Here is a 24921-nt window from a genome sequence, read left to right as displayed (position 1 = left end):
GGAAAGATATCCGTGCTTAATTGATTTGAAAAAAAGCGCCCAAGCCGATATTAAACCTAAAGCTGTTGTACGAAAAAGAACCGCCTGCAGCTTCGACATCGGCTTTCGCCTTTTTTATGTATGCCGGTTTATTTAAAGCCAAGCCGAACAGTGTCTGCGGCCGTAAAAAAAGCTTTCCGCTTTTTCCGACGGGAATATCCGCTCCCAAGCCGAAATCGAACCAATGCCTGTTCCAATCCTCTTGGGCGGCGGTATTGACTTCAAAATTCGTACCGCCCTCTTTATAAGAAAAAATAAAATCGCCCTCAAATCCCGCCTGCGGAAAAAGACGTATCGATTTCAGTTTAAAAGGATATTTCCCCAAAACACCGAGCGTCATGTACACGGTTGAAATATCCGGCCGCAGTACCAGTCCCGTATACAAATCTCTTAAATCCGTTTTTGTAACCGAACCCTTTATACCGAAGTTTATAACCGCATACTGCACATCTATAAAGGATTTAATTCCCCAAAAACCGATTTTTTGCGAATCTTTAAAGGTTTGAACCGGAAAAACGGCTTTCCAATCGGCATACTGATAGTTAAAATCGGTAAAAAAACCTATACCGTAATCCACGGCAAAAACAAGGACACTGCCTAGGCAAAACAAGAGGAGCAAAGCTATGATTTTTTTCATAATAATACTCCTTAATAAGCATGTATTCGTTTAAAGTATAGGTCATGATTTTTCAAATGTCAAATTAAATAAACCTTGACGCCATCCGTAAAGGGTGCTAGTATTAACACCGGAATGACGGAAAAACACGGGCGTTTTGAATGGGATTCTGAAAAAAACGAAATCAACAGACAAAAGCACGGTTTCGGTTTTGAAGAAATTCTGGAAATATTTGACGATCCTTTTTTTTACGAAATATATGATGAAGCTCATTCTACCGCTCTTGAAGAACGTTTTATAGGAATAGGAGAAACAGGAGGTATTTTAGTTATTACCGCCTGTTACACGGAGCGAAAAAAAATAAGATTGATTTCGGCCCGTGCTGCAACAAAAGCGGAGGAAAAAAGATATTATGCAAACAGGCAAAACTTTAACGCTTGAACGTATAGCCGAAATAAAGTCCCGCAAAATTGATTTATCCGATATTCCCGAAATTACGGAAGAACAATGGGAAACCGGATATTTAAAAAATCGGAAGGATAATAAAAATACAGCATCAGGAGAATATAAGAAAAAATATGTCTATGACAGAAACCGAATTTAATGAACGCGCTGCGGCCCTTGAACAAAAGAAAAAAGGCTTGGAGCGTAACCGCAATATTTGTGTACTCGTCGCCGTATTTTTAGGCTACAACGCATGGAAGAGTATCAGGGAGGGAACACCCCCTCTGTGGTTTTATTTTGCCATGGGTGCGATTTTAGCCGGGGTAATCGCAGTCGGCGTGTTCGGACATTTTTCGTCCGTACGGGCGGGAAAAGAGATTCAGGACTTATTGCTTTTGCGTGAAAAAGCCCGGCCCGGTTCTTCTTCTCATACCGAAGAAACCTTTTCCGAAGACGGCGATTCGGAAGTGTAATATAAAGACGCAAAGCTTTCCGGCAGCACTGCGGCAAAACGATAAAATCCCGGTTTGTCTTGTCTAAAAGCCGGCCGGGGTTTGGCGGTGTCCTATATTTCTTCTCCCGGTTCCGTATCGGTTTTTTTGTACAATTTCCAATTGTTATTTGTAGCAGCGGCGACTGCATTTGTCAAAGCTTCCGGTGTTGTAAAATCGGTTACATTACCCGTTTCGCCTTCTTTGTACAATACGGCCTTCCCCTCCGTTCCGGCGGAAGTTCTATCCGGCAGCGCATTTAAAAGCGCGATAAAGGCGTTTTCCTTCAAGTCGTTGTTATAACACTCTATTTGTTTTAAAGCGGTACAGCCGGTCAGCTTAAGTTCGGTAAGATTATTTTGCCAACAATCCGCTTTAGTCAAGTAGTTTAACCCGCTGAGGTCGAGCGATGTCAGCTTGTTGTTTCCGCATTCAAGGCTTACCAGTTCTTTGCAAAATCGGGCATCAAAGTTTGTAAGCCTGTTCTCGCTACAAGTTACATGCGTCAGTTTTGCTTCGGTGTGCACTTTGAGCGTGTCCAGCAGATTTCCATTGCAGATTAAACTTGTAAGCGTTTTACATCCTGAGGCATTAATGCGCATGATTTTTTGATCGGTACAAGAAAATTCGATAGGCTGTTCCCCTGCAGACGGTTTTAGAATAAGAACTCTGTCTTTTACCGTTACAGGACCGGAGAAATTATTAGTTACACTGCTTGGTTCGGCTCCTTCAAGTACAATATTTGAAGAGCCGGAAGCCTTTACCGTAAGCTCTATCGTCTTTTTATCCCGACTTACTACCAGCGAAATACCGCCTTCGACATAGGGCGCGGAATCCTGTGAGCCGGGGTTGATGCCGGGGCCGGGCCGCTCATTATGGGGACAGGCGGTGTACAACAACAGTACACAGAGGCTGAAAAAAACCGCAGTTTTAATGTTTTTCATCATATTACTCCTATAGAATTATAAACTAAAAAAAAGAGATCTCAAGATAAAAACGGGCGTAAAGCAAAAACCAAGACAATAACAAACTTATATATCATAGCCTCAAAAAAGAGCAAAACATTGATTTTTATACTATTATATGTTATAATATAAGTATTACAAAATATTCATTTTAAAATACAAGGAGTAATCGCTATGAAAAAAATATTAAACGTAACGGCCGTAGTGTGCCTATACGCAATTCTGCTTGTTTCCTGTGAACAGCCGAGTATCAGACAAAGCGCTGCGCCGCACACGGGGAACGCTGCCGATGCGGATCTGTCACAGATAAACGGTATTTCCGAACGTGAATTAAGCATGCTTTTTTCTTTGACACGAACTAAAATCACCGCCTCCGATGCGGCAAAAAAAATAGCCGATTCGGCCGGACAAAAAAAAGGACAATTCACCTTCACCGAAACCGAAGCCCTTGCCTATGACGATGAAAAGGGTACTTTTACCGTAAAAGTAAAGGGCACAAAGGGACTCACGGGAAAAGAATTTGAAAAAGAATTAACCCTTACGGGCTTCGAAAATCCCTATGCAAAGATTTTTCCTTCGCTCAGTGAAGCGGAATTGGATTTTTCGGACGCTATAGAACACAACAAAACAGTGGATACCTTTATTTCGGATGCGGCCGGCAACTCCGCTCTTTTAAAAAAGCTGTCTTTCAGTGATGATAATATCGGCTCTCTCAGCTTGGGAGTTCATGACCGTTACAGTTTAGCGGCGGCATTGGAAAAAAACGGCGATAAAATAAAAATAAAACCCGAATATAAGGTTAAATACTTAAAAAAAGAGGCGGGCGGCAGTGAAACTTCAACGGAAACGGATAGAAGTGCTTTATTTGCACGCTTGGGAACCGACCTTACAAAGCCCTATTTTTCGAAAGAAGATGTGTTTAGGTATATTATCGGAAAAACGGACGACAGTTTTCTGAAAGTATATCCTGACGCATTTGCTTCTACGTATTACGCCTTTACCAAACATCTTAACAGAACGCCCGGCGGAGCGGGTTCTCTTTTAGATGATCCGGCAATACAAGAGATAGTTGACCGCTATAAAAAAGCCGGCGGACATTTTAAGATGGATATAGGGGCTTCGGTATACAAGCCGAGACTGGGCGGGATAAAGGCAGACGACTACACCGGCTCGCTTGAAATAGAATATTGTATAGCTGAGGAAGAGCAAATAGAGGCAATGCTGGACGGAGACTACATGCCGTATCCTATTGTTGCGATAAAAGAAGCAAAAAGAACAGGCTTTAGAACGGTAACAAAAGAAAATGCCGGAACCCTTTTTAACTTTAAGATACAATTAACTGCTGATGCACAGGCAGGAAATAAATGGAAGCAAAGACCCTTGAACAATTATCCGTTTTTACGCTCTGAATATGATTCAAACCTAAAGAAACATGTATACAAGGTTAATAATCCTTTTAAAACAACGGCATACTGTACTTTTAAGGTAAACGGAAAAGAACCTGAAGAAGTTTTAGCTTTTAACGCACCTATATTCTTTTCTAAATGTGCCGACGGAGCCGATATCTTTATTGAACAGATATCGTTGAATAAAGAAAGCGGAAGCGATAAACTCAAAATGCATATACAGTTTACCGGCAGCGGCGAAGGAATCGATTTGGAAGTAAGTCCGGAATATGTCATCGGGAATTAAAGGTGAGTATGGAGCTGTGCGGCGGCAAGATTGTCGAAATGACAACACGGCCTTTTTTAGGACATAATCCGTAATTGCGAAGGAGTTTTTTTATATTTGAAATACGGAAACAAAAAATACGGTAACATAAAAGCATATAAGCGGTTTATCGCGTGTACGGGAATCTGTATCGGGGGGCTTTTGCTTTGCAGCTGTCCTGCGGGAATAGACAAGCACCGTGAACCGCATTTTTCTCATAAAAAAAGCGTGCCGCCCCTTGCGGAAAATAAAGAAATCCTTCCCCGCCCTGAAAGCGGAACGCTTCCTGCAAAACCGCCTTTTACGGGTACGGAAGAAGAGCGTAAAAAAATCATCTTTGAGCGTATGCTGAATGCCGTGCTCCGCTTTGAAACGGACGCGGATGTAAGCGAATTCGCTATCGGCTGCGGCAGGGAAAATGAAGAACATAAGGCCTTGTATAATGAATTTTTAAGGCGGTATCCGTTTGTGTTTCACATAGTCGAAGACGGCGGTATCGCTTATAATTACAACCCGCACAACGAAAACGAACTTACCAAATACCGTTTTGATTATAAGGTGTATCCGCACTCGCTTGAACGGTACTTCGCTCGGCTTGAAGCGGGTGTTGAAGCCTTTTACGGGCATTTGCGCGAACCGATGACCGATGCCGAAATAGCCTATACGCTGCATAATGCGCTTGCCGAAAAAACCGAATATAACGACGGAATGCATTCGGCGGACACCTTCGGAGCTTTGATAGACGGCAAGGCGATTTGTCAAGGCTACAGCCTTGCGTACAGAAGACTTTTACGCGGAATAGGCATTGAAAGCGATTTTGTAGACGGCCCTTCCCCGAACGATCCTCAAGGACATATGTGGAACAAGGTGCAAATAGACGGCAATTGGTATAATTCGGATCTGACATGGGACGATAATGCCGAAGCGTCGAAAAAGGCGCGTTCACATTCGTTCGGAACATATTTTTTAACGTCGGACACTATGTTTTACGGTGTTCTCGGTCATCTTCGTCCGGGAGCGCAGTCTTACACCGAAGCTTGTACCGACACAAAATACGATTCCTCCGGCGGGATTTTCAGACGCGGCGATGAAAAAACACCCCCGCTTTATCACGAAGGTTTTTGGTACTGGCTTTCTCATACCGATAAAACAATATATAAAAGCCGCTTTGACGGAAGTGAAAAGACCGCTCTGTATACATTGAAAAATAAGCTAAACAATTATGCATACAAACGGCTGGAACTCGGAAAAAGCGGCTTGTATTTTATCAATACCGATCCCGCACAGCCTAAAAACGACTATATTTACAGTATCGGCTACAGCGGGGGCAATGTACAAAAACATGCGGAAATCCTTTTTGCCCAAGTGCTGGAAAATACATCTTTGGTAGGGGAAGACGATAAACTCACCGTTAAAAGAGGAAAAAACGCTTTACGCGGAGAACTTATGCTTTCAAAAATGAAAGACGCATACTATCACGGTAATGAGGATTATTTTACGCCCCAAGCCGAAAACCGCAAAAAATTTACCGAAACCATAAAAAAAGCGGAAAAACTGGTAAACCAAGCGGATGTATCCGATAATGAAGCGGAAAACTTGTATAACATATTACGCGATATGCGCAAAAATTACAGTTATAAATAATATTTTTAAGGAGATTTTAATATGAAAAAAATTAAAACACAGTTAATAGGCGCGGGAGTTTTAGTTTCAGTTTTATTTTTTTTAACAGGCTGCCCCAATGAGTCAAAGCCTTCTGCACCGCCCAAGCAATACACAGTCAAATTTGAAGCGGGTGCAGGCGGAACTCTCACGGCGAAAACCGGCGGCGGCAATTCAATTACAAGCGGAGAGCAAATATATGAAGGAACAAAAATTATTTTTACCGCAACTCCGAAAGACGGTTTCAAAGTGGAAAAATGGGAAGGTTTAACCGCCGCTGCCGGTACAAAAACGGTAACGCTTACCGTAACGGGCAACACCGATGTAAAGGTAACCTTTACGGCGGCTCAACAGCGTACGATAACCTTTAGTGCCGAACCTTCGGAGGGCGGTGAGATTACCGCAAGAAGAAAGGACAACGGGGCGACCGTTATACGCGGAGCCAAAGTAGACGAAGGAACGGAAATTATGTTTACCGCAACACCGTCAAAAGCCGGTAAGGGGTATTATATATTTGGATGGAGCGGCGAAGATTTAAAGGTATCGCCAGATAAAAAAACCGCCGAACTGACCGTAAAAAATACCACTGACGTTAAGGTACAGTTTCAGAAATATCTTATTGAAAATACTAACTGGGAGGCGGCAGGCATACTGAAAGATAAATCCGGAAGCTGGAAAAAATTCCATCTGATAATAAGTGACGGTAATACTCTTACTGTTTTTGAGAGCTCATCGGGAATAGGAGCGTCTAAGTATGGACGGATGCGCTATGAGCCTAGTACCAAAACCCTGTCTTTTCTAGCAAATCAAGGCGGCAGCGGGTCAATAAAGTTTACATCCATACCGCAGTTACCGCTTCCCGCCGACTGGGAAATACAGTTAGAAAATGTAACAGTACAGGGTTTAAAGCTGGAAAATCAAACGGCAACTATAAACGTTACCTTTAATAAGGATAATTTTATACGTTAAACGGATTATACTATGAAACAATATACAAAAAAACATATATCAGGTGTTCGGCTTTTTTTTAACCTTTTCGGAGTGTCCGTCCTTATTTCGGTTTTGACACTCGGATGTTCCGCCCATATAAAGCCGGAGCCGTTAAAAGTCCGGCATACGGTACAATTCGGAGTTGAAGGCGGAGGCGGCCGGCTTAAGGCGGCGGTTGACGGAAAAAGCATTGCATCCGGTGCAAAAGCCGTAAGCGGCAAAACCGCCGTTTTTACCGCTGAGCCGGGAGAAGGCTACCTTGTTGCAGACTGGAATGTTACCGGCGGCACGATAATATCGGGAAGAAACGAAGGCGATTTAACCGCCACGGTAAAACTTACATCCGATACGTCGGTAAAGGTTTCGTTTAAACAAAAGCCGTCTTCGGGACAACCGCCGGCATCTTCCGGCCAAGGTACGGTTCCCGTCAAAAATATAACTTTTAAGGGAAAAGATACGCAAGACGGTACGGAATTTGCGATAACGTATTCTATGAATCTTGAACTGAATAAACCGTACCGGCTTATCCCCGTTTTCGACCCGCCGGATGCTTCGGACAAAACCCTTCAATACGAGGTAAAAAAAGGCGCTGTTTCCGTTACCTCCGAAGGAATTATTACGGTAAACGGTATCGGAAGTGCCGAAATCGCGGCAAAAGCGTCAAACGGACGCGAGTACACTGTGTACTTTAACATTAAAGACGATTATACCTTTACGGTTGAAGGTAAAACGGAAATAAAACACAGCCGCGATGCTTTTACCGAAACGCTCGCTATTGGAAAAAAATATAACAGTACCAAGTATGTGCTGACGGTTAATCCTGTAGTACCTTGGCTGACTGTGGAAAAAGCAGGCGAAAATACAAAAAAAGAAACGCTTACGCTCCGTATCTCAGAAAATAAAGCGCCCGTGCCCAGAACGGTTTCGCTGACTGTTTCAAAAATAGAACCGGTTAGACGAGGAAAGCAACAACAAAAAACAGTACACACGCTGACCATTACCCAAACGCCAAACCTCGTTGACCCCAAGCTTATTACAAAGTGGGTGCACGGCATTACACCTCCGGCGGAAGGCGAAATTAAAACCGAAACGGGAACTGATGTGCGTTACCGCAAATGGGAAGAAACGGCACATACCACATGGTTTAATGCCCGCAAGCTCCGCTACACGCAAAACTATCGTTCGGTTACGGATGCCAATATGTGCTGGGCAATGTCTACCTCCGACCTTTTACATTGGTGGATACGGGAAAACAAGGACAACCTTGACCGCTACATGCAAAAAAAAGGAATTACGTCCGATAAAGACGAATATTCATATTACACGGGCGAATACAAGGGCGGTTTAGGCGATATGGGCGAAAAAGATAAAAGCAGCATTGCAAATGTATTCCGCAACGGGTACGGCGATGTCGGGTTACAGTTACACACCGCCGTTAATTGGTATTTACGCGGCGTTTCCAACGGTTCACAAAAGATTGCTCCGCCCGGTATTGTGCAAGACGTATTTACGGGACAGGAAGATTTAAACAAGCTGATAGAAGTCCGTTACGCACATAACAAAAAAGAGTTTGAAGATATGATAAACGGTGCTTTAAATGACGGACATGCTATTGCCGTTGTTATAAAGCCGAAAACCAATATTATCGATCCGCTTCATGTCGTTACCGTTTGGGGTGTTGTCTTTGACGAAGACGATAACATCGTTGAACTGTGGACTTCCGATTCCAATGACAGAAACTCGCATATCGTAAAGTTCGGCGTATATTATCCTGATGGAATACCGCATAAAATAAACTATGCTGCTCCGAACGATAAGGGAGACACCCGCATTGAAGAAGTGGCTGTTATGAAATCGGCAAAAGAACAATTTAAAACATGGCTGGATAGTAATAATTATTGATAAGAAAGAGGGCTGTCTGAATAGTCTTTAACATTTCAGACAGCCTTTTTTTATTTTTCGATCCAGCCCCGGGAACGCTCCACGGCACGCTGCCAGCCGCGGTACAGGGCTTCCCGTTTTTCTTCGCTCATCGCAGGCGTAAAATCGCGGTCGATTTGCCGGTGCGCAAGAATGTCCGCTTTATCCTTCCATAAACCGACTGCAAGACCGGCTAAAAAAGCGGCACCGAGGGCGGTAGTTTCGACATTTTTAGGCCGCGAAACCTTTGTATTCATAATGTCGGCTTGGAATTGCAGCATTACATCGCTGACGCTCGCACCGCCGTCTACTTTCAAGGAAGTAACGCGCTGTCCGGCATCTTCTTCCATACAGTCGATAACGTCTTTTACCTGATAACAAATCGCTTCCAAAACCGCACGGCATATATGGGCTTTTTTTACGCCGCGCGTAAGACCTATTATCGTACCGCGGGCATACATATCCCAATAGGGAGTTCCCAAGCCCGTAAAGGCCGGAACGATGTAAGCTCCGTTGGAATCTTCCACGGATTCGGCCAAACGGTCTATTTCCGGAGCGGAAGAAATCAATTCCAATTCGTCGCGCAGCCATTTGATGGTAGCGCCGCCCATAAAAATACTGCCTTCCAGGGCATATTGAACTTCATCGTTTATACCGAGGGCGATTGTTGTTAAAAGTTTATTTTTGGACACAACGGGTTTTGTTCCCGTGTTCATAAGCATAAAACAGCCGGTGCCGTAAGTGTTTTTTACGTCCCCCGGATAAAAGCACCCCTGTCCGAACAGGGCCGCCTGTTGGTCGCCGACGGCCGAAGCAAGGGGAATCGAAAATCCGCACACGGCCGCATCGGTTGAGCAATACACTTCGCTTGAATTGGCCACACGCGGCATCATACACTCAGGTATGTCCATGAGCTTTAAAAGGTCGGGGTCCCAGCCGCCGGCATAAATATTGTAGAGCATAGTGCGGCTTGCGTTTGTAACATCGGTAACGTGGCTTTTTCCGCCGCTGAGCTTCCAAATAAGCCAAGTGTCTATCGTGCCTGCAAGGATTTCGCCGTTTTCGGCACGGCGGTGCAAACCGTCCACATTATCCAAAAGCCACTTGATTTTTGTCGCCGAAAAGTAGGCGTCAAGCAAAAGACCGGTTTTTTCGCGCATTACCTCATTTAAGCCTTCGCTGCGCAGTTTTTCGCACAAGGGGGCGGTTCTGCGGCACTGCCACACGATGGCGCGGTGTACGGGTTTGCCTGTCGCTTTTTCCCATAATACCACCGTTTCCCGCTGGTTTGTTATGCCTGCCGCAGCGATGTCCGAAGCCGCAATTCCCAAGCTTTGTTCGGCTTTTTTAACGACATCTTTCATTACATCCAGCTGACATTGAAAAAGCTCTTCGGCATCATGTTCAACCCAGCCCGGCTGCGGATAATATTGTGTAAATTCCCGGCTGCTTGAAAGCAGAGGAACCGCATTTGAATCGTACAAAATACAACGGGAACCGGTTGTTCCCTGATCGAGTGCCAATATATAATCTGCCATATTACTATTGTATCACAGGATAAAAATTTTACAAGGGGCATGCGTATCTTATAGGTCTAAAAGCATATTCTTTCCGCAGCTTTCAGCATAAAGTCCGTCAAAATAAAAAAAACGACCGTCATATTTAAGGGGCTTTGTGCTGTACTTTTTTCTGCGAAAGAAGTATATTATGTGTTATGGAGCAAAGTTATGGCTGTATCGATTTGTTTACATAACGGAACCCTGTTTACCGGGTTTTCACAAATGGAAAAGTGTGCCGTTCTTATTGAAGACGGAAAAATCGCGGAGGTTTTTTCGGAACGCCGCTTTTTGCAAAAAAGATTCGATCCTTCCGTCAGAATTTTTGACGTTGAAGAAGCTTATATTGCACCGGGATTTATAGATACCCATATCCACGGGTTTAAAGGGCACGGTACCGATAACTGTTCCGTCGAAGCGATGGTTGAAATGTCCAAAGATTTGGCGCAGTACGGGGTAACCGCTTTTAACCCCACCCTCTACCCCGCACCTGAAGAAGATATGACGCGCAGTATTAAAGAGATTGTCAAAGCAATGGGTAAAGAAAACGGCGCCCATATTATGGGAATCCATATGGAAGGCCCCTTTATTTCGCCGGATAAACTCGGCGTACAAAGACCCGAAACCGTGCGCGCAGTCGATATGGACCTTATGGAGCGCCTTTGGCAAGCTTCGGAAGGACATATCGTTAATATGACGGTCGCACCCGAACTGAAAGGTATGCGTTACCTTGCCTTATACGGTCTTGAACGCGGTATCGTCATGCAGGCCGGCCACACGAATGCCGAATATCAGCACATGGTCGAAGGTATGCAGGCCGGTATTTTACATTCCACTCACCTGTTTAACGCGATGAGCCAGCTGCATCACCGAAACCCGGGAGCCGTAGGAGCCGTGCTTATTCATCCTGAAATGTCCTGTGAGATAATCGCAGACGGGATACACGTACATCCGGATTTGTTCAAATTGCTTGCACGCGATAAGCCGCTGGAAAAGATTCTGCTCGTTACCGACGGATTGACGCCGACGGAACAGGAAGCAGGGCCTCTTATTGCAAACGGAGAAGAACTGGTCTATGAAGGCGGCTGTTTTCACCGCGCAATAGACGGAGTAATTGCGGGTTCTTCTTTAACGATGATAAAGGGTGTAAAAAACCTTGTAAAATTCGGGCTTTCCGTTTCGGATGCGGTCAGAGCGGCTTCTTCAACACCCGCATCCGTTATGCGGTACAATAAAAAGGGTATGCTTATCCCCGGCTATGATGCGGACATTGTCGTCTTTGATAAGCAGTTTAATATTCTTGCTTCCATTATCGGGGGCGGCTTTAAAAAAAATATACTGTAATTTTATGGAGGAATTATGAGACTCGTTATACAAAACGACTACGACCGCTGCTCCGAATGGGCGGCAAATCACATTGCAAAGGCGATTATCGATTACACTCCCACGGCAAAAAAACCCTTTGTACTCGGCCTTCCTACCGGCAGCACTCCGTTGGGAACCTACAAAAAACTTATCGAATTGAATAAGGCGGGTAAGGTCAGCTTTGAACATGTGGTAACATTCAATATGGATGAATACGTAGGCCTGCCTGCAAACCATCCGCAAAGTTATCACTATTTTATGTGGGAAAACTTTTTTAAACACATAAACATTAAAACAGAAAACGTGCATATTTTGAACGGTATGGCAGACGATTTGGAAGCCGAATGTGCCGCGTACGAAAAAGCGATTGCCGATGTCGGAGGAATCAATCTCTTTTTGGGCGGTGTAGGCGTTGACGGACACCTTGCCTTTAACGAGCCCGGCTCTTCTTTAGGTTCACGCACGCGCGTAAAGTCTTTAACCCGCGATACGATTATCGTAAACTCGCGCTTTTTCGGAGGAGACGTTAATCAGGTGCCCGCCACCGCATTGACCGTCGGCGTCGGAACCGTTACGTCGGCAAAAGAAGTGCTTGTACTGATTTGCGGCCACAACAAGGCACGCGCCCTTGCCCATGCGGTTGAACGCGGCATAAGCCAAATGTGGACCATCAGCGTCCTGCAAATGCATCCGAAGGCCCTTATTGTATGCGATGAAGACGCAACCGATGAATTAAAGGTCGCAACGGTAAAGTATTTTAAAGACATGGAAGCCGCGAATATGGACAATTCCTTATAAAAGCCGCTGCCGTAAGGTATATTCCGGCGGTCGTTTCAATAGCACGGCAAGCCGTAAAAAAGGCTGATCGAAAACCCGGTCAGCCTTTTTTATTCCGTATAGAAGTTTTACTTAATCGCCCCAGCCTACGGTGATTTTTACGGGAGCTTTACCTGCAGCCTCGGCTGCCGCCGTTGCGGCTTGAGCGGCCGCACTTGCCGACGGAAGACCGGCCCCGCTTACCTCGGCCGCACTGGGTAAAACCGCAACCGGGTTTGCACTTACGGCGGCATTCATATTGTATTGCTGGGGCGGAGTTACCGTACCGTTTTCGGAAACGGCAATGCCCGAACCTTTTGCAACCTGAATCTCCGGAGCATCTGCAGTTTCATCCGAACCGGGAACAACAGCCCAAATACCGCTTGTACTTTCAAGGGTACCGAAGGCATCGATGGTGCCGGCCGTACCGCGCACGGAAGCGGTTGCCACGGGGCTTTTAACCGTAAAGCCTACACGCTTGTTTTCCGCAGCCTTTATATCGGCCTTAATCGAACCTGCATCAAGGTATACCTTTGAGTGGTCACTGTCCGGACGGGCGGTGAGCTGTTCCACGGTTAAACGGCTCAGAGGCTGTACGGTAATTTTCGACTTACCGATTTCCAACACGGCTTGGGATTTGAATCCGGTTGAAATAACGGCTCCCTCCGCAATCTTTTCCCCCGTCTTCATCGGCTCCCAACCCTTTGCGGTTTGTACTTCGGCCTTACCTAAAACCGATACAACAGTCGCATCCAAAGCAAATACGGGAATCAAAACAAGAATCAAAAATAAAAGCATAAAAGTTTTTTTCATAATAACCTCCTAAGCGGATGCCCTATGCGCCTCAAGGGCTTTTTCGGCACCCCGACCGTAGTCTAAAAAGAATATAACAACCTTATACCCGTCAAAGTATAAGGAGCCGTTTTTTGCGCCGAAGCGGCAAAGAACTGTCCTGCCGACACCGAAAGCTGTAAATCGTTATATATTTGCCAGCGGACTGCGGCCTGCCACTGCGCTCCTGCAAATCCCTTTGCCGGGGATGCATTCATAACGTTAAAGAACATATCGGTGTTTAAAGTACATAATAAAGAGCTTATCGGTTTAATTGAACCGGTAAGTCCCGTTTTTACATGACCGGCATATTTGAGCGAACCGCTGAGATTTGCCGGTATAATACTTAAAGATTTAAATTCCCCGATCTTTTTACCGGTACTTCCTGTTGCAAAAACCGTATTCCATGACACAAAAGAGGACATAATCGGAAAATATGCCGTCAATTCAAAGCGGGATATATTGGAAAACAACAGGGGCTTTGTCCCGGAATGCGTAAAAGCAAGGGTTGATGAAACCGCATAAAACAAAGGATTTACGGGCCCGTGCAAAGAAAGGGTTGTAAATAAGGCGGGGTCATGGGCCGCCCCCAGTGCAGTGACTTCGCAGGAAAGGGTTTGTTGTTTAAAAAGCTGCGGAAAGCTTGCAAAGGCGCTGCCGATAACAATCGGAGGAGCTGCTTGATAAACCTTATTTCCTTCGGCCAATTGAGGTATATTCATATTGACCGTATCGGCATTCAGAAAGCCCGTATAGCCGGCATAAAATTTTGCATCCCATTTTTCAGCTTTAAAGCGCAGTTCCATACCGTCGGCATTTTGTGCAAAGATAAAACCCGAAAGATCCGCAATACCGTAACGCCCCATGTTAAAGGTCAGGTTTAGGCCGGGCTCATTGACACTCATACTGAACTTGGCAAGGGTCAAATCGATTGCGTGTTTTATTGTCTTATCCCTATAGCTGTACTTAAAGTCATAAAAACCTTCAGCTGCAAAATAGGAATCTTTTAAATTCGGAAGCGGAGTACGCATCCATAGAGTCAATCTGTTCGCCTGGGTAAAGTTTTTAATAAAATCGGCATTTGCGGGCCCCTTTATTCCCGTATCATTCAAAACAAAGCCGCCCCAATCGAAGGCGCTTAAGGGAAGTCCGGCAAGCATACAGATACAAAGAACAAAAAGAACCGTCCGTACTTTTTTAATTCGGATCATTGCGGAGCCTCCTTATTATTCCGTTCTTCGGCGGCACGGGCACACCTGCTCATAATATACAGCATGTCCCTCCCGCTTACATAGGCATCGGGATCGGTAAAAGGAGGAACAAAACGCAAAGCTTTAAGCTCACGCAGTGCATAGCGAGGCGACTGAAACAAACGATAATTCAATCCGCCCTTCAGATTCCATACCCTTGTACAAACATACGCAAAATCCTTAAAATTCAAAGCGGATCCGCTATTCTTAAGCTTGGGGAATGTAAGGGAAGCCTTCAATTCGGCGGCGGCATTTTCAAAGTCCGGCTCTTCCTTGCCCGAATTGAGATAGGTTACGGCAAAATATGCAACCTCATCAAATGTAACGGTTTTTGCATCAAGCATCCGCGTTACGCTGTCGGCGCTTTGTGCGGTCAACAGCACACACAAAAATACCGAAAAAAGTATAAAAAATATGCTTTTTTTCATATTTCCTCCTGCAAAGCTTCTCTATTATATGATATACTAAAAATCATGGAAAAGCAAGAAAAAGGTATATTTTTTTCACTTTTTGTCCGCCCCGAAATTTTAATTTGTCTCGGGGTTTTGATGCTTACGGCATTGGGTTCCGTTACCGGCTTATTTGAAAAACTTGACCTGAGGATGTACGATATTTTACTGTCGATAAAACCGGCGACACCGGAACGCGATGATATTTTAATTGTTGCCATCGATGACGCTTCGATCGGTGAAATGGGAACCTTTCCGTGGACCCGGGATATTCTTGCCGATGCCCTCATACGGATGCGCGAATTGGGAGCCGCAGGAGCGGTATTCGATATTGAATACGTTTCGCCCTCCCAGCACGGTATAGATCCCGTTGTAGAGAGCGCACTGCCGCAGCGATTCAGTGAATCGGAGCAAAATATTGCGGCTCTTATTCAGGATTTATCGGCGGCCGTTGCCCGCGGAGACCTGCCCCCCGCTTACGTGCCGGAAACCGCACAAGAATTGATTCAATCCTACGTTTCCCCCGAATTTGCGGACTTGGAACATGCGGTAGTCGGAAAGCTTGCGCGGGACAATGATATGTATTTTGCCCAGGCCATTCATTTTTTCGGCAATACCTGGCTTACGATAAACGCCGGCGATATGGGTATAACCGTTTCCGAAGAACTTGAAGAATACGTACGTTCAAACGTGCTTTTAAACAATGTAACCGCCCCCTCAGGTCTTATTGCGCATGAAAACGACATTTTTTTATCGCAACAGCAATTGACCCGCAAAATGACTCCGGCCCTTCTTGTACTGATGCAGCCGGCACAGGGAGCGGGTTTTACAAACGTCGTTTTGGATTCGGACGGAACAAGGCGCAGAATAGAACTCCTGCATGAAACCGAAGGTCAGTACATTCCCCAGCTCATGCTTGCGCCGCTTTTAAAACTTTTACAAACCGATACGCTGGTACGTACAAAAAATACGTTAACGATTAAAAACGCACTGTATCCGGATGCGGCCGAACGCGTTGACGTACACATTCCCCTTGATGAACACGGGCGCATGCTTATAAACTGGATACCGGACAACTTCCGCAACAGTTTTAAAAACGAATCCATGCTCTTTTTGCACGATTTGGATAAAAAAGAAAAAACAATCGTATCCATCCTGCAAAGTCTGGCGGGCTTCCGCTTGGGAAAAGACGGAAACATGCTTTCATACTATCACGCCGCGCAGTATTTAACAGGTGTCTATGCCGACTTACAGCACACAAAGGCAAGCCTTCTTTCCGATATGGAAGGCGATTCGCGAAAGGATGAGCGTTACTCCGATTATTTTGCACGCCGCCGCGATTTCTTTAAAGATTGTGCGGAATTAACCGATCCCGCCTACGAACGGGAAATACTCGATTTACTCGATGAAATCACAAACTCGGATAACGCGGCGGAAATAGGCGAAATTCGCGCATCGGTATCCGATAAGTTTGTAAAACTGGCCTCTTACTTAAAAGAATACAACAGCCTTTTCGGCGAACTTGAGGAATTGTACTCCAATGCGCTTTGTATTATCGGACATACGGCAAGCAATTCAACCGACTTGGGAACAACGCCGTTTCAGGGACAGTACCCGAATATCGGAACGCACGCAAATGTTTTAAATACGATTTTAAATAAAACCTTTATTTATTCCCTGCCTTGGTATGCGGGCTTTTCATTTTGTGCAGCCGTGATTTTTATAATCGTATTATTCGATAAACATATCAATATGACAATGCTGAACATTATCGGCGCAGGCGGCATACTGAGCGTCCCGGTAAGCGCAATGGTGTTAATCCGCTTCGGCATATATATGCCCGTCATATCTTCATTTTTGGCGGCCGTCTTATGCTATGTCGGCAACTCACTGTACCGCTTTGCCTCGGCCGAAAAAGATAAAACCTTTTTGCGCCGCGCTTTTTCCACCTACCTGTCCGAAAAAGTCGTAGACGAAATTGTAAACGACCCGTCGAAGTTAACCCTCGGCGGCGAAGAAAAAAACATTACCGCCCTGTTTACCGATATTAAAAGCTTTTCAACCCTTTCCGAAAAGGTTACTCCGGTTCAGCTCGTTAATATTTTGAACGAATATTTAACCGACTTGAGCAATATTATTTTGGAACATCAGGGTACAATCGATAAATATATCGGAGACGCCATTGTTTCGTTTTTCGGCGCACCGATTACTGTCGAAGATCACGCATGGCAGGCATGCGTTTCGGCAATCCGCATGAAACAGGCCGAAGTGCTTTTAAATCGCCGTTTGGAAGAAGAGGGAGGTCTTCCGATGCCGCTGCAAACGCGCGTGGGTATAAACACGGGCAATATGGTTGTAGGAAACATGGGTACCGATATGAAGATGAACTATACGATTATGGGCAACGACGTAAACCTTGCCGCCCGTTTGGAGGGAGTAAACAAAATGTACGGCTCCTGGGTACTGGCTTCCGAATCGACATGGGAGGCCGCCAACTCCGGTGCAAAGGCGGGTACTATTTTGGGACGCCGCTTGGACAAAGTTCGTGTTATGGGAATAGAAAAGCCGGTTCAGCTTTACAATATTGTCGGTGTAAAGTCCGAAGCAAGCAATGAGCAGATAGAATGCGTAAAGGTTTTTCACGCCGGTCTTGACCGCTATTTGCAAAAGGATTTTGAGGGAGCCCGAAAACTTTTTCAAACGGCTTCTCATATTCTTCCGGGCGACGGTCCTTCGGAAGTATTTGCAGCGCGCTGTACCGAATTTATAAAAACGGGTGTGCCCGATACATGGTCAGGCGTTTTAACGATGACAACAAAGTAAAAGCACCTTTGATTATTTTACGGAACTGTCAAAAATTATCCGACGATTGAGACGGTTCCGTTTTTTTATTGTAAAAAAAGACTTTTTTCATTATACTGAAATATCATTTTTATCCGGTATTTTAATCGCGGAGGTTTTATGCCCCTGTTTTTATTAACGGTGTCGGCCGTTATCTTTTTATGTGTTATCTTAAATAAGGTCGCTTCAAAGCTCGGCATTCCCATGCTTTTGGCCTTTATTGTTTTGGGAATGGTGTTCGGGACCGACGGTCTTTTTAAAATTTCTTTTGACAATTATCCCTTTGCGGAAAAACTCTGTACGGCCGCCCTTATTTTTATTATGTTTTACGGCGGTTTCGGTACCAAATGGAGCGCGGCAAAACCGGTTGCCGTGCAGTCCTTTTTGTTGGCCACAATCGGCGTTGTGTTTACCGCCTTTTTTACCGCCGCATTTTGTCATTTTGTGCTGAACGTTTCGATAGGGGAAAGCTTTTTAATCGGGGCGGTAACAAGTTCCACCGATGCCGCTTCGGTGTTTTATATTTTACGTTCAAAACAGTTAAACCTGCGCTACAATACCGCTTCCCTGCTGGAAGCCGAAAGCGGAAGCAACGACCCTATGTCGTATATGCTTACGATTATAGCCTTATCGGTTTTGGAAGCCCAAAACGGAGGAGAAGGCAAGGGAGCGGCGGCCCTCGTTTATTTGATTTTATCGCAGCTTATTTACGGAGCGGCCTTCGGTATTGCAGCGGGCAAGGCGTCCGCCCTTATTTTGCGCAAATTCAAATTTGCCGATGCGGGCTTCGATTCGGCCTTTGTTATAGGAGCGGCGGTTATCTCTTATGCCCTGCCCTCTCTTATCGGCGGCAACGGTTACCTTTCAGCCTATATAGCGGGCATAATTTTGGGAAACAGCAATATACCGCATAAAAAAACCTTAGTGCATTTTTTTGACGGCATTACCGGCCTTGTACAAATGTTTGTGTTTTTTTTGCTCGGCCTTCTTGCCTTTCCCTCGTCTATTATTAATGTTTTACTGCCTTCAGCGGCGATTGCCGTCTTTTTAACCCTCGTTTCGCGCCCCCTTGCGGTTTTTTTGCTTTTAACCCCCGCCCGGTTTCCCGTAAAACAGCAGGTTTTGGTTTCATGGGCGGGGCTGCGCGGAGCCGCTTCAATCGTTTTTGCGGTTATGGCGGTAAGCAGCGTCCGCGGAACGGGCGGTATGCTACAGCACGATTTATTTCACATTGTTTTTTGTATCGTTTTGTTTTCGATTTTGATACAGGGCAGCCTTTTACCCCTTGCATCGAAAAAACTGAACATGATTGACGACAGCACAAACGTTTTGTACACCTTTAACGACTATCCCGACGAAATACCGATACGTTTTATTCAGGTAACCCAGCCCGAAGAGCACCCGTGGAACGGCCGGGAAATAAAAGACCTCATTCTGCCGCCCGAAACTATTTTGGTGCTTATTTTGAGGGAAACAAAGCGCATTATCCCGCGCGGAGGGACGGTGATTCAAAGCGGGGACATTTTGGTGCTTGCCGCACAGGTTTTTGCAAATCAGGCGCAGGGAGAAGAAGCCGGAGACGAACTTGTGGAACTTCCCCTCGGCAAAAACCATGAATGGGTCGGAAAAACCCTGGCGGAAATCGCTTCGGAAGATACCTTTATCGTGCTTATAAAACGCGGAAGCCGCCTGATTATTCCCAAGGGAAGCAGCCGCCTCGCCGCAGGAGACGTGCTGGTGGTGGAACATGCGTCCTAAGTATTAGAGGGGAGAGAACGGCATACAAACATACAGACGTATGCTTTTAAGCTCGAGTTTTTTGCCTTGCAAAAAACTCGCCGAACTTACACAGGCGGACATCCTGTCCGCAGTTCCTCTTTTCCCTCATTCGCTTTCCCGAACAGGATGTTCGGGAAAGCTTTATATCCCCGATGAACAGTTATCATAAAAGTACAGTATAAAAAGCCCCTATATGGTATAGTGGGGAAGACATGAATAAGTACAGTACGGAATTTAAGGCACAGGCATTGCAGTTGTCCGATGAAATCGGCACACGCAAAGCCTCACAGGATTTGGGTATCAGCTATCATACGCTCAGCGGCTGGAGGAAGAGTCAAAATCGTTATAGCGGCAGCTCAACGGGAACAGTCGGAAAAAGCGGTATGACAGAAAGTGAAAGACAGCGGACACTGGAAAAGGAAAACCGTGAACTGAAAGAAACGGTACGAATATTACAGGATGCTCTGCGTTTTTTCGTCAAAGGTCAGAAGAGGTAACAAAGAAGACTATTTTTACCTACATTTGTAATCGCCGTCAGGCACTGAAACTGTCAACGGCAAGCCTGTGTAAAGCTTTGTGTGTCACGGAATCAGGCTATTACAAGTGGAAACGAAATCGCCATACAGTGAAAAGATGGCAGCTTCTTCTCACCCGAAATGCATACTATTCTTGAAGAACATGAGGATAATGATAACTATGGAGTAACAAGAATGAAAAAAGCCCTGGAACAAAAAGGAATTACCTGTTCGCGTTCAACAGTATTAAGGACAATGAGAAGGGGAAATCTGCTTCATAAGAGCAGAAAAAGCCCTAACGGTCTTACAAAAGCCGATAAAAAGGCTCAAAAGTGTGAAGATTTGGTTAAACAAGACTTTAGCGCTTCAAAGCCGAATGAAAAATGGCTTACCGACATTACACAAATTGCCTGCAAAGATGGAACTCTTTATATAGCACCGGTACTCGATTGCTTTGCAGGAGAAATCATTTCGGTTGCCATGGATGATAATATGAAAAAAGAATTGTGTATACGTGCTATTCGGCAGGCGTATGAGAAAGAACGGCCGAAACCCGGCTTTATTGCACACAGCGATCCGGGCAGCCAATATACGAGCTATGAATACAAACGCACGATTGCATCTTTACATGGTGTGCAGAGTATGGGCGGAGTTGGAGCCTGTTATGATAATGCCCGTATGGAAAGTTTTTTTGCGACGTTGAAGAAAGAAAAACTGTATCGAATAAACACAAAAAAGTTGACGATTGAAATGAGTAAAAACGATTGTATGGCGTTACATCATGGTCTACTACAACAGGTTAAGAATAAATACTTTTAATGAAGGAGGATATCCTCCTTCTGTATATAGGCAAAAAGCAGCTTCAATAAAAGCTGCTTAAATTATAATTTTAGGGGCTTTAGGGACTGTACTAGTATTGACTTTTCCACCGACGTTTTAGGCGGTGTACACACCGCCTAAAACTCGAAGCATAAAATCGCACACGGATGTGCGATTTTATGCCTCCCGGCACGGATGTCGCAAAAGCCATAGATACCGCGAGTTTGCGTTTTCGCAAACTCGTCGATAAAAAATGTACATCCTTGTACATTTTTTATCCGTTTTCAAACCAATTAACTTTCCTCGTCTATTCTGTCTTCGGCTACGCCTGAGCCGGTGAGCAGGGCTTTTATGCCTGTGCCGGTTTTAACTTTAAACCTGCTGTTTGTACCGTGAAAGGCGTCGGTGCCGATTGCCGTAAGGGGCGGGTTTTTGCACGCATAAAAATCAAAGAGTGCTACATTTAGGCAGTCCCAAAATGCACCTTCTCCCAAAGAGCTAAGGCGTGCGGGGAGTTTGACGGTGCCTGTTATTTGGCAGGAGCTAAAAGCACAATATCCGATATGGGCAAGGTTTTTGCTTAAGGTGAGCTTTGTTATACCATAGCAATTGTAAAAAGCATATGTGCCGATTTTGATAAGGCTTTCGGGAAGGTGTACTTCCGTTATGCCGGTGCAGTTCATAAAAGCGCTCTCGGCAATTTCGGTAATGCCCGCCGGTACGCGCAATATGCCTGCGGGGTTTTCTCCTTCCTTAAAGTCTTTAAGCACGGTGCCTTCGATGTCCAATTTTGAAAGCGGTATGGCAAAGCTCACCTTTACCGTTACGGGGGCGGTTACCTTTACGAGTGCATAAGAGCCTCCGGGTGTGCCTGAGCCGGATTCAAAGGTGCCGCCTTCGATTGTCCAAATGCCGACCTCATAGCCTTCTGCGGGCACTGCGGTAAAGCGTACTTCGTCGCCCTCATATATTGTGTCACCGGTATCAAGCTGTACAAATCCGGCAAAGCTTGCCTTAAGGGTGCCGTTGCCGCCATCCACACTAAAATTTACGGGGTATTTGGGTGCATTCCGCTCAAAGTATACACATACCGATACAGAGTTTGTAAGGATAAGCGAATAGGTTTCTGCCGTGCCGTTTACTGCCGTCCCGTTAAGCGTCCACTTCTGTACTTTGTAACCGGGGTCAGGTGTTGCGGTAAAGAGCACGGTTTTGTCTTCTTGTACTTTGGTGTCCGGGGTTATTGTATTACCGTCTACCTGTGCGCTAATGCTGCCTTTGTTGAATTTCTGAAAGTATACATTGTATCTGGGCTTAGGCGGGGGGCCGGCGTCTTCAAAACTTACCTTTACCGTTACATCTTTATCGATTGTAAGCGAATAGGTTCCTGCCGTATCGTTTACTACTGTACCGTTAAGAGTCCAGCCATATACCCTGTAGCCCGTTGCGGGCGTTGCGGTAAAGGTTACGGTTTTGCCTTTTTCTACTTGAGCGCCGCTGTCTATTATCGTGTCGCCGACCTTTGCCGTAAGTGTGCCGTTTGCACCGTCCACTCCGAAGGTTACGGCGTACTTGGATTGCGAGGTGCTGCTACCCCCGCCCGTGTTACCGACTGAACTTGTTCCGCCGCCGCCTGCGGCGTTGGGGCAGGCGGTAAAGAGCCCCATAATCACTAGCGATGCGGCAAGTGTGAGGACTGCCGCCCGATTTCCTAAAAATGTAGTTCTTTGTTTTGTGTTTTTCATTGTTTTTCTCCTTAATAAATAATTCATAATTCTTATCTGCACACGGACGTGCAGAAAAGCTATAGATAATGAGTTTTGGGCAAAGCCCAAAACCCGAGTTCAAAACCGAACAGGACGTGCCGAATGCCGCACATAAAACATCCTGTTTTAAATCCTGCACACGGATGTGCAGAAAAGCCGTTAGTAATGAGTTTTGCGCAAGCAAAACTCGGTTTAAAAACCGCACAGGACGTGCGGTTTTTAAACCGATTACGGGGGTTTGTGTCTAAAAAAAGAGGGTACGGGCTTTACCCTACGCTCTTTTATATGCGGATTGTGTTTTGTGTGTGAGTGAAAATGTATTTGGGCACAGCTAGTCCTCAGCTGTGAAGCTGTGAAGCTGTGAAGCTGTGAAGCTGTGAAGCTGTGAAGCTGTGAAGCTGTGAAGCTGTGAAGCTGTGAAGCTGTGAAGCTGTGAAGCTGTGAAGCTGTGAAGCTGTGAAGCTGTGAAGCTGTGAAGCTGTGAAGCTGTGAAGCTGTGAAGCTGTGAAGCTGTGAAGCTGTGAAGCTGTGAAGCTGTGAATTTTGCGCGTGGAGGCGGTACCGTGTCAAGTACTTTTGCCGTTTTTCCGAACTTTTTTGAGAACCCTTTATTATACTGTTTAAGCGGTTTATTTTGCCGTTCATAAGTCCTCGCAAAAAGTTAATATAACGCACAGCACGGATGTACGTAAGCGGATTATCCGCAATGTTTCAAATCCCGCCATGGACGGCGGAAAGGCCGACTATCCGCGATGTTTTGCAACGCAAAACTCGCCGTCAAACACGGTACAAGGACGTACCGTGTTTGACACGATGTCCGCTTTGCAACCCGTATTCCCCATAGCTTTTACAACCTGCACACGGATGTGCAGAAAAGCTTTAGGTAACAAGTTTTGCGAAGCAAAACTTAAGTTAAAAAGGGAACAGGACGTTCCCATCCCACTCACTATTTCACACAGCTTTTACAACCTGCACATGGACGTGCAGAAAAGCTTTAGGTAATGAGTTTTGCGAAGCAAAACTTAAGTTAAAAAGGGAACAGGACGTTCCCTTTTTAAACATTATATCCGATTTTTTCTAAAAAAACAAAGTTTCGGGAAAGATTTTTGTAATTTGTGTTAAGGGAGGGAAGAATGCCGAAAGGACGAATTTTGTACTTTGCTACAGTTGCGCAATTTCCTCACGGGTCAGTCCTGTACCTGCCGCTATCGTATCGAGTTCGACACCAAGCCGTTTAAAAGCCGCTGCCGTTTCCAGTTTGGTTTGACGGGCACCTTTTTCAAGCCCGATAGCTTCGCTTTCTTCTCTTTGAACCGCTATATCGGTTGCGTAATCGTATTCCGCCAATAACATATTCATTACCTCCCGCGATTTGCGCTCCAAGTACTCTTTAAGTATATCATTATTTATACATTCTTGTACAGATTAGTAATATCAAAAAGCAGATACGTTGGGACGCCGCTCAAAAAGGCTGTCTGGAAGCTTCGCTGACCGATACCGCGCTTCGCTTGTGCAGAATTTTTTGTGCGTCGTCCACGTATCCGCTGTCTTTATATATACGATTAACCGTAATGTATACTTTAAAACATTTTAATGCCGGCACGGATGCTGTCGATTCTGTATAGTCGCGATGTTTGGCGCTTGCACCAAACTCGAGGTCAAGGAATGTACACGGATGTGCATTCCTTGACACAGCATGTTTTCATTAACGGTAGACTGATGTTCTGCAAGTACAATGACTTTATTGTCCACAAGAAAGGATACGTCGTTGTAAAAGTTCATATACAGGATTTGCTCCAGTCTGATATGACGCAGCTCACAGTCAAGCGGCAGCTGTGTTCCGTGCAAGGCATTGTATAAACTGATAAAGTTTGCTTTTGCCGACTTGTCCGCCCCGAAAAAGTCGGCAAACACGGAATCCTTATAGGTTCGTTTGGGATTAGCCTTTGTCATAGTTTTACCTCCACCTATACTGTTTTACAAGTGAACCACACCGAAATAGCTCCATTTTTACAAGTGAACACATTTTCAAATGTGTGAACCTAAACGTGTAAGTCCACGATGTTTACAGCAGGACACTGTCCTGCTGTAAACTCG

At 45.3% G+C, this 24921-nt stretch carries 22 protein-coding genes; 13 read left to right on the top strand and 9 right to left on the bottom strand.

Translation table 11 applies throughout. The annotated features are described in order from the left end of the window. Window positions 1-16 precede the first annotated feature (16 nt). The gene (locus V1L52_RS02325) at window positions 17-676 is read right to left on the bottom strand and encodes an outer membrane beta-barrel protein (RefSeq protein WP_428770692.1); all 660 of its coding nucleotides are present in this window, start codon (window positions 674-676) and stop codon (window positions 17-19) included. A gap of 114 nt (window positions 677-790) precedes the next feature. On the opposite strand from V1L52_RS02325, the gene V1L52_RS02320 reads away from it, so the two are divergent. Genes V1L52_RS02320 through V1L52_RS02310 form a run of 3 tightly spaced genes read left to right on the top strand, consistent with a single transcriptional unit; the run spans window position 791 to window position 1572 of the window. Continuing rightward, on the top strand, window positions 791-1096 hold the full coding sequence (locus V1L52_RS02320; RefSeq protein WP_428770691.1) for a BrnT family toxin: 306 nt from the start codon (window positions 791-793) through the stop codon (window positions 1094-1096). Further along, window positions 1068-1259 carry a hypothetical protein gene (locus V1L52_RS02315; RefSeq protein WP_428770690.1) on the top strand — a complete coding sequence of 64 codons (192 nt, stop codon included), beginning with the start codon at window positions 1068-1070 and terminating at the stop codon, window positions 1257-1259. Before V1L52_RS02320 ends, V1L52_RS02315 begins: the two co-directional genes overlap by 29 nt. After that, window positions 1234-1572, top strand: a complete 339-nt coding sequence (locus V1L52_RS02310; RefSeq protein WP_428770689.1) for a hypothetical protein — start codon at window positions 1234-1236, stop codon at window positions 1570-1572. The genes V1L52_RS02315 and V1L52_RS02310 overlap by 26 nt, the downstream gene beginning before the upstream one ends. 92 nt (window positions 1573-1664) lie before the next feature. Here the strand turns inward: V1L52_RS02310 and V1L52_RS02305 are convergent, their stop codons facing one another. Beyond that, window positions 1665-2534, bottom strand: coding sequence for a hypothetical protein (locus tag V1L52_RS02305; RefSeq protein WP_428770688.1), 870 nt, complete (start codon window positions 2532-2534; stop codon window positions 1665-1667). Window positions 2535-2729: 195 nt separating this feature from the next. Here V1L52_RS02305 and V1L52_RS02300 point away from each other — a divergent pair, with 195 nt between their 5' ends. From V1L52_RS02300 to V1L52_RS02285, 4 genes are all read left to right on the top strand, one after another. Beyond that, a complete protein-coding gene (locus V1L52_RS02300; protein ID WP_428770687.1) occupies window positions 2730-4247 on the top strand; it encodes a lipoprotein 17-related variable surface protein in 1518 nt (505 codons plus the stop codon). Window positions 4248-4343: 96 nt separating this feature from the next. Then, the gene (locus V1L52_RS02295; RefSeq protein ID WP_428770686.1) at window positions 4344-5909 is read left to right on the top strand and encodes a transglutaminase domain-containing protein; all 1566 of its coding nucleotides are present in this window, start codon (window positions 4344-4346) and stop codon (window positions 5907-5909) included. Between the two features lie 21 nt (window positions 5910-5930). Continuing rightward, window positions 5931-6896: an InlB B-repeat-containing protein gene (locus V1L52_RS02290; protein ID WP_428770685.1), complete on the top strand. Its 966-nt coding sequence runs from the start codon at window positions 5931-5933 to the stop codon at window positions 6894-6896. A 12-nt stretch (window positions 6897-6908) separates the two neighbouring features. After that, the gene (locus V1L52_RS02285) at window positions 6909-8819 is read left to right on the top strand and encodes an IdeS/Mac family cysteine endopeptidase (RefSeq protein WP_428770684.1); all 1911 of its coding nucleotides are present in this window, start codon (window positions 6909-6911) and stop codon (window positions 8817-8819) included. 50 nt (window positions 8820-8869) lie between these two features. Here V1L52_RS02285 and glpK read toward each other — a convergent pair whose 3' ends face one another. Beyond that, window positions 8870-10375, bottom strand: coding sequence for a glycerol kinase GlpK (glpK, locus tag V1L52_RS02280; RefSeq protein WP_428770683.1), 1506 nt, complete (start codon window positions 10373-10375; stop codon window positions 8870-8872). Window positions 10376-10564: 189 nt separating this feature from the next. Here glpK and nagA point away from each other — a divergent pair, with 189 nt between their 5' ends. Beyond that, window positions 10565-11737: an N-acetylglucosamine-6-phosphate deacetylase gene (gene nagA, locus V1L52_RS02275; protein WP_428770682.1), complete on the top strand. Its 1173-nt coding sequence runs from the start codon at window positions 10565-10567 to the stop codon at window positions 11735-11737. A 15-nt stretch (window positions 11738-11752) separates the two neighbouring features. Further along, window positions 11753-12556: a glucosamine-6-phosphate deaminase gene (nagB, locus tag V1L52_RS02270; protein ID WP_428770681.1), complete on the top strand. Its 804-nt coding sequence runs from the start codon at window positions 11753-11755 to the stop codon at window positions 12554-12556. 111 nt (window positions 12557-12667) lie between these two features. On the opposite strand, the gene V1L52_RS02265 is transcribed toward nagB, so the two are convergent. The 3 genes from V1L52_RS02265 to V1L52_RS02255 form a co-directional block, all read right to left on the bottom strand. Beyond that, window positions 12668-13387, bottom strand: coding sequence for a FecR domain-containing protein (locus tag V1L52_RS02265; RefSeq protein ID WP_428770680.1), 720 nt, complete (start codon window positions 13385-13387; stop codon window positions 12668-12670). A 62-nt stretch (window positions 13388-13449) separates the two neighbouring features. Then, window positions 13450-14616: a hypothetical protein gene (locus V1L52_RS02260; RefSeq protein WP_428770679.1), complete on the bottom strand. Its 1167-nt coding sequence runs from the start codon at window positions 14614-14616 to the stop codon at window positions 13450-13452. Further along, the gene (locus V1L52_RS02255) at window positions 14613-15083 is read right to left on the bottom strand and encodes a hypothetical protein (RefSeq protein ID WP_428770678.1); all 471 of its coding nucleotides are present in this window, start codon (window positions 15081-15083) and stop codon (window positions 14613-14615) included. Before V1L52_RS02255 ends, V1L52_RS02260 begins: the two co-directional genes overlap by 4 nt. Before the next feature lie 45 nt (window positions 15084-15128). Here V1L52_RS02255 and V1L52_RS02250 point away from each other — a divergent pair, with 45 nt between their 5' ends. The 4 genes from V1L52_RS02250 to V1L52_RS02235 all read left to right on the top strand — a co-directional run bounded on the left by V1L52_RS02250 (window position 15129) and on the right by V1L52_RS02235 (window position 21058). Beyond that, window positions 15129-17927, top strand: coding sequence for a CHASE2 domain-containing protein (locus V1L52_RS02250; RefSeq protein ID WP_428770677.1), 2799 nt, complete (start codon window positions 15129-15131; stop codon window positions 17925-17927). A 138-nt stretch (window positions 17928-18065) separates the two neighbouring features. After that, the gene (locus tag V1L52_RS02245) at window positions 18066-19703 is read left to right on the top strand and encodes a potassium/proton antiporter (protein WP_428770676.1); all 1638 of its coding nucleotides are present in this window, start codon (window positions 18066-18068) and stop codon (window positions 19701-19703) included. Window positions 19704-19936: 233 nt separating this feature from the next. Further along, entirely contained in the window at window positions 19937-20221 is a 285-nt protein-coding gene (locus V1L52_RS02240) for a transposase (RefSeq protein WP_428770675.1), read from the top strand. 213 nt (window positions 20222-20434) lie between these two features. Then, window positions 20435-21058 carry an IS3 family transposase gene (locus V1L52_RS02235; RefSeq protein ID WP_428769515.1) on the top strand — a complete coding sequence of 208 codons (624 nt, stop codon included), beginning with the start codon at window positions 20435-20437 and terminating at the stop codon, window positions 21056-21058. A 293-nt stretch (window positions 21059-21351) separates the two neighbouring features. Here V1L52_RS02235 and V1L52_RS02230 read toward each other — a convergent pair whose 3' ends face one another. The 3 genes from V1L52_RS02230 to V1L52_RS02220 form a co-directional block, all read right to left on the bottom strand. After that, a complete protein-coding gene (locus V1L52_RS02230; protein ID WP_428770674.1) occupies window positions 21352-22803 on the bottom strand; it encodes an InlB B-repeat-containing protein in 1452 nt (483 codons plus the stop codon). Between the two features lie 1182 nt (window positions 22804-23985). Then, on the bottom strand, window positions 23986-24183 hold the full coding sequence (locus tag V1L52_RS02225) for a hypothetical protein (RefSeq protein WP_428770673.1): 198 nt from the start codon (window positions 24181-24183) through the stop codon (window positions 23986-23988). 231 nt (window positions 24184-24414) lie between these two features. Next, the gene (locus tag V1L52_RS02220; protein WP_428770672.1) at window positions 24415-24777 is read right to left on the bottom strand and encodes a hypothetical protein; all 363 of its coding nucleotides are present in this window, start codon (window positions 24775-24777) and stop codon (window positions 24415-24417) included. Between the last annotated feature and the right edge of the window lie 144 nt (window positions 24778-24921).

Source organism: Treponema sp. HNW, assembly GCF_050320395.1.
In the GTDB taxonomy this organism is placed as follows: domain Bacteria; phylum Spirochaetota; class Spirochaetia; order Treponematales; family Treponemataceae; genus Treponema_C.
The sequence above is the reverse complement of the archived record's forward strand: the minus strand, read 5'-3'. Positions and strand labels throughout refer to the sequence as shown.

What these genes read in the sequence shown, in the direction of transcription:
- V1L52_RS02265 (WP_428770680.1), bottom strand. Translation starts at nt 13,387, where the DNA reads ATGAAAAAAACTTTTATGCTTTTATTTTTGATTCTTGTTTTGATTCCC.
- V1L52_RS02315 (WP_428770690.1), top strand. Translation starts at nt 1,068, where the DNA reads ATGCAAACAGGCAAAACTTTAACGCTTGAACGTATAGCCGAAATAAAG.
- V1L52_RS02230 (WP_428770674.1), bottom strand. Translation starts at nt 22,803, where the DNA reads ATGAAAAACACAAAACAAAGAACTACATTTTTAGGAAATCGGGCGGCA.
- V1L52_RS02290 (WP_428770685.1), top strand. Translation starts at nt 5,931, where the DNA reads ATGAAAAAAATTAAAACACAGTTAATAGGCGCGGGAGTTTTAGTTTCA.
- V1L52_RS02285 (WP_428770684.1), top strand. Translation starts at nt 6,909, where the DNA reads ATGAAACAATATACAAAAAAACATATATCAGGTGTTCGGCTTTTTTTT.
- V1L52_RS02310 (WP_428770689.1), top strand. Translation starts at nt 1,234, where the DNA reads ATGTCTATGACAGAAACCGAATTTAATGAACGCGCTGCGGCCCTTGAA.
- V1L52_RS02250 (WP_428770677.1), top strand. Translation starts at nt 15,129, where the DNA reads ATGGAAAAGCAAGAAAAAGGTATATTTTTTTCACTTTTTGTCCGCCCC.
- V1L52_RS02235 (WP_428769515.1), top strand. Translation starts at nt 20,435, where the DNA reads ATGAAAAAAGCCCTGGAACAAAAAGGAATTACCTGTTCGCGTTCAACA.
- V1L52_RS02220 (WP_428770672.1), bottom strand. Translation starts at nt 24,777, where the DNA reads ATGACAAAGGCTAATCCCAAACGAACCTATAAGGATTCCGTGTTTGCC.
- V1L52_RS02255 (WP_428770678.1), bottom strand. Translation starts at nt 15,083, where the DNA reads ATGAAAAAAAGCATATTTTTTATACTTTTTTCGGTATTTTTGTGTGTG.
- V1L52_RS02225 (WP_428770673.1), bottom strand. Translation starts at nt 24,183, where the DNA reads ATGAATATGTTATTGGCGGAATACGATTACGCAACCGATATAGCGGTT.
- glpK (WP_428770683.1), bottom strand. Translation starts at nt 10,375, where the DNA reads ATGGCAGATTATATATTGGCACTCGATCAGGGAACAACCGGTTCCCGT.
- V1L52_RS02320 (WP_428770691.1), top strand. Translation starts at nt 791, where the DNA reads ATGACGGAAAAACACGGGCGTTTTGAATGGGATTCTGAAAAAAACGAA.
- V1L52_RS02300 (WP_428770687.1), top strand. Translation starts at nt 2,730, where the DNA reads ATGAAAAAAATATTAAACGTAACGGCCGTAGTGTGCCTATACGCAATT.
- nagB (WP_428770681.1), top strand. Translation starts at nt 11,753, where the DNA reads ATGAGACTCGTTATACAAAACGACTACGACCGCTGCTCCGAATGGGCG.
- nagA (WP_428770682.1), top strand. Translation starts at nt 10,565, where the DNA reads ATGGCTGTATCGATTTGTTTACATAACGGAACCCTGTTTACCGGGTTT.
- V1L52_RS02325 (WP_428770692.1), bottom strand. Translation starts at nt 676, where the DNA reads ATGAAAAAAATCATAGCTTTGCTCCTCTTGTTTTGCCTAGGCAGTGTC.
- V1L52_RS02305 (WP_428770688.1), bottom strand. Translation starts at nt 2,534, where the DNA reads ATGAAAAACATTAAAACTGCGGTTTTTTTCAGCCTCTGTGTACTGTTG.
- V1L52_RS02240 (WP_428770675.1), top strand. Translation starts at nt 19,937, where the DNA reads ATGAATAAGTACAGTACGGAATTTAAGGCACAGGCATTGCAGTTGTCC.
- V1L52_RS02260 (WP_428770679.1), bottom strand. Translation starts at nt 14,616, where the DNA reads ATGATCCGAATTAAAAAAGTACGGACGGTTCTTTTTGTTCTTTGTATC.
- V1L52_RS02245 (WP_428770676.1), top strand. Translation starts at nt 18,066, where the DNA reads ATGCCCCTGTTTTTATTAACGGTGTCGGCCGTTATCTTTTTATGTGTT.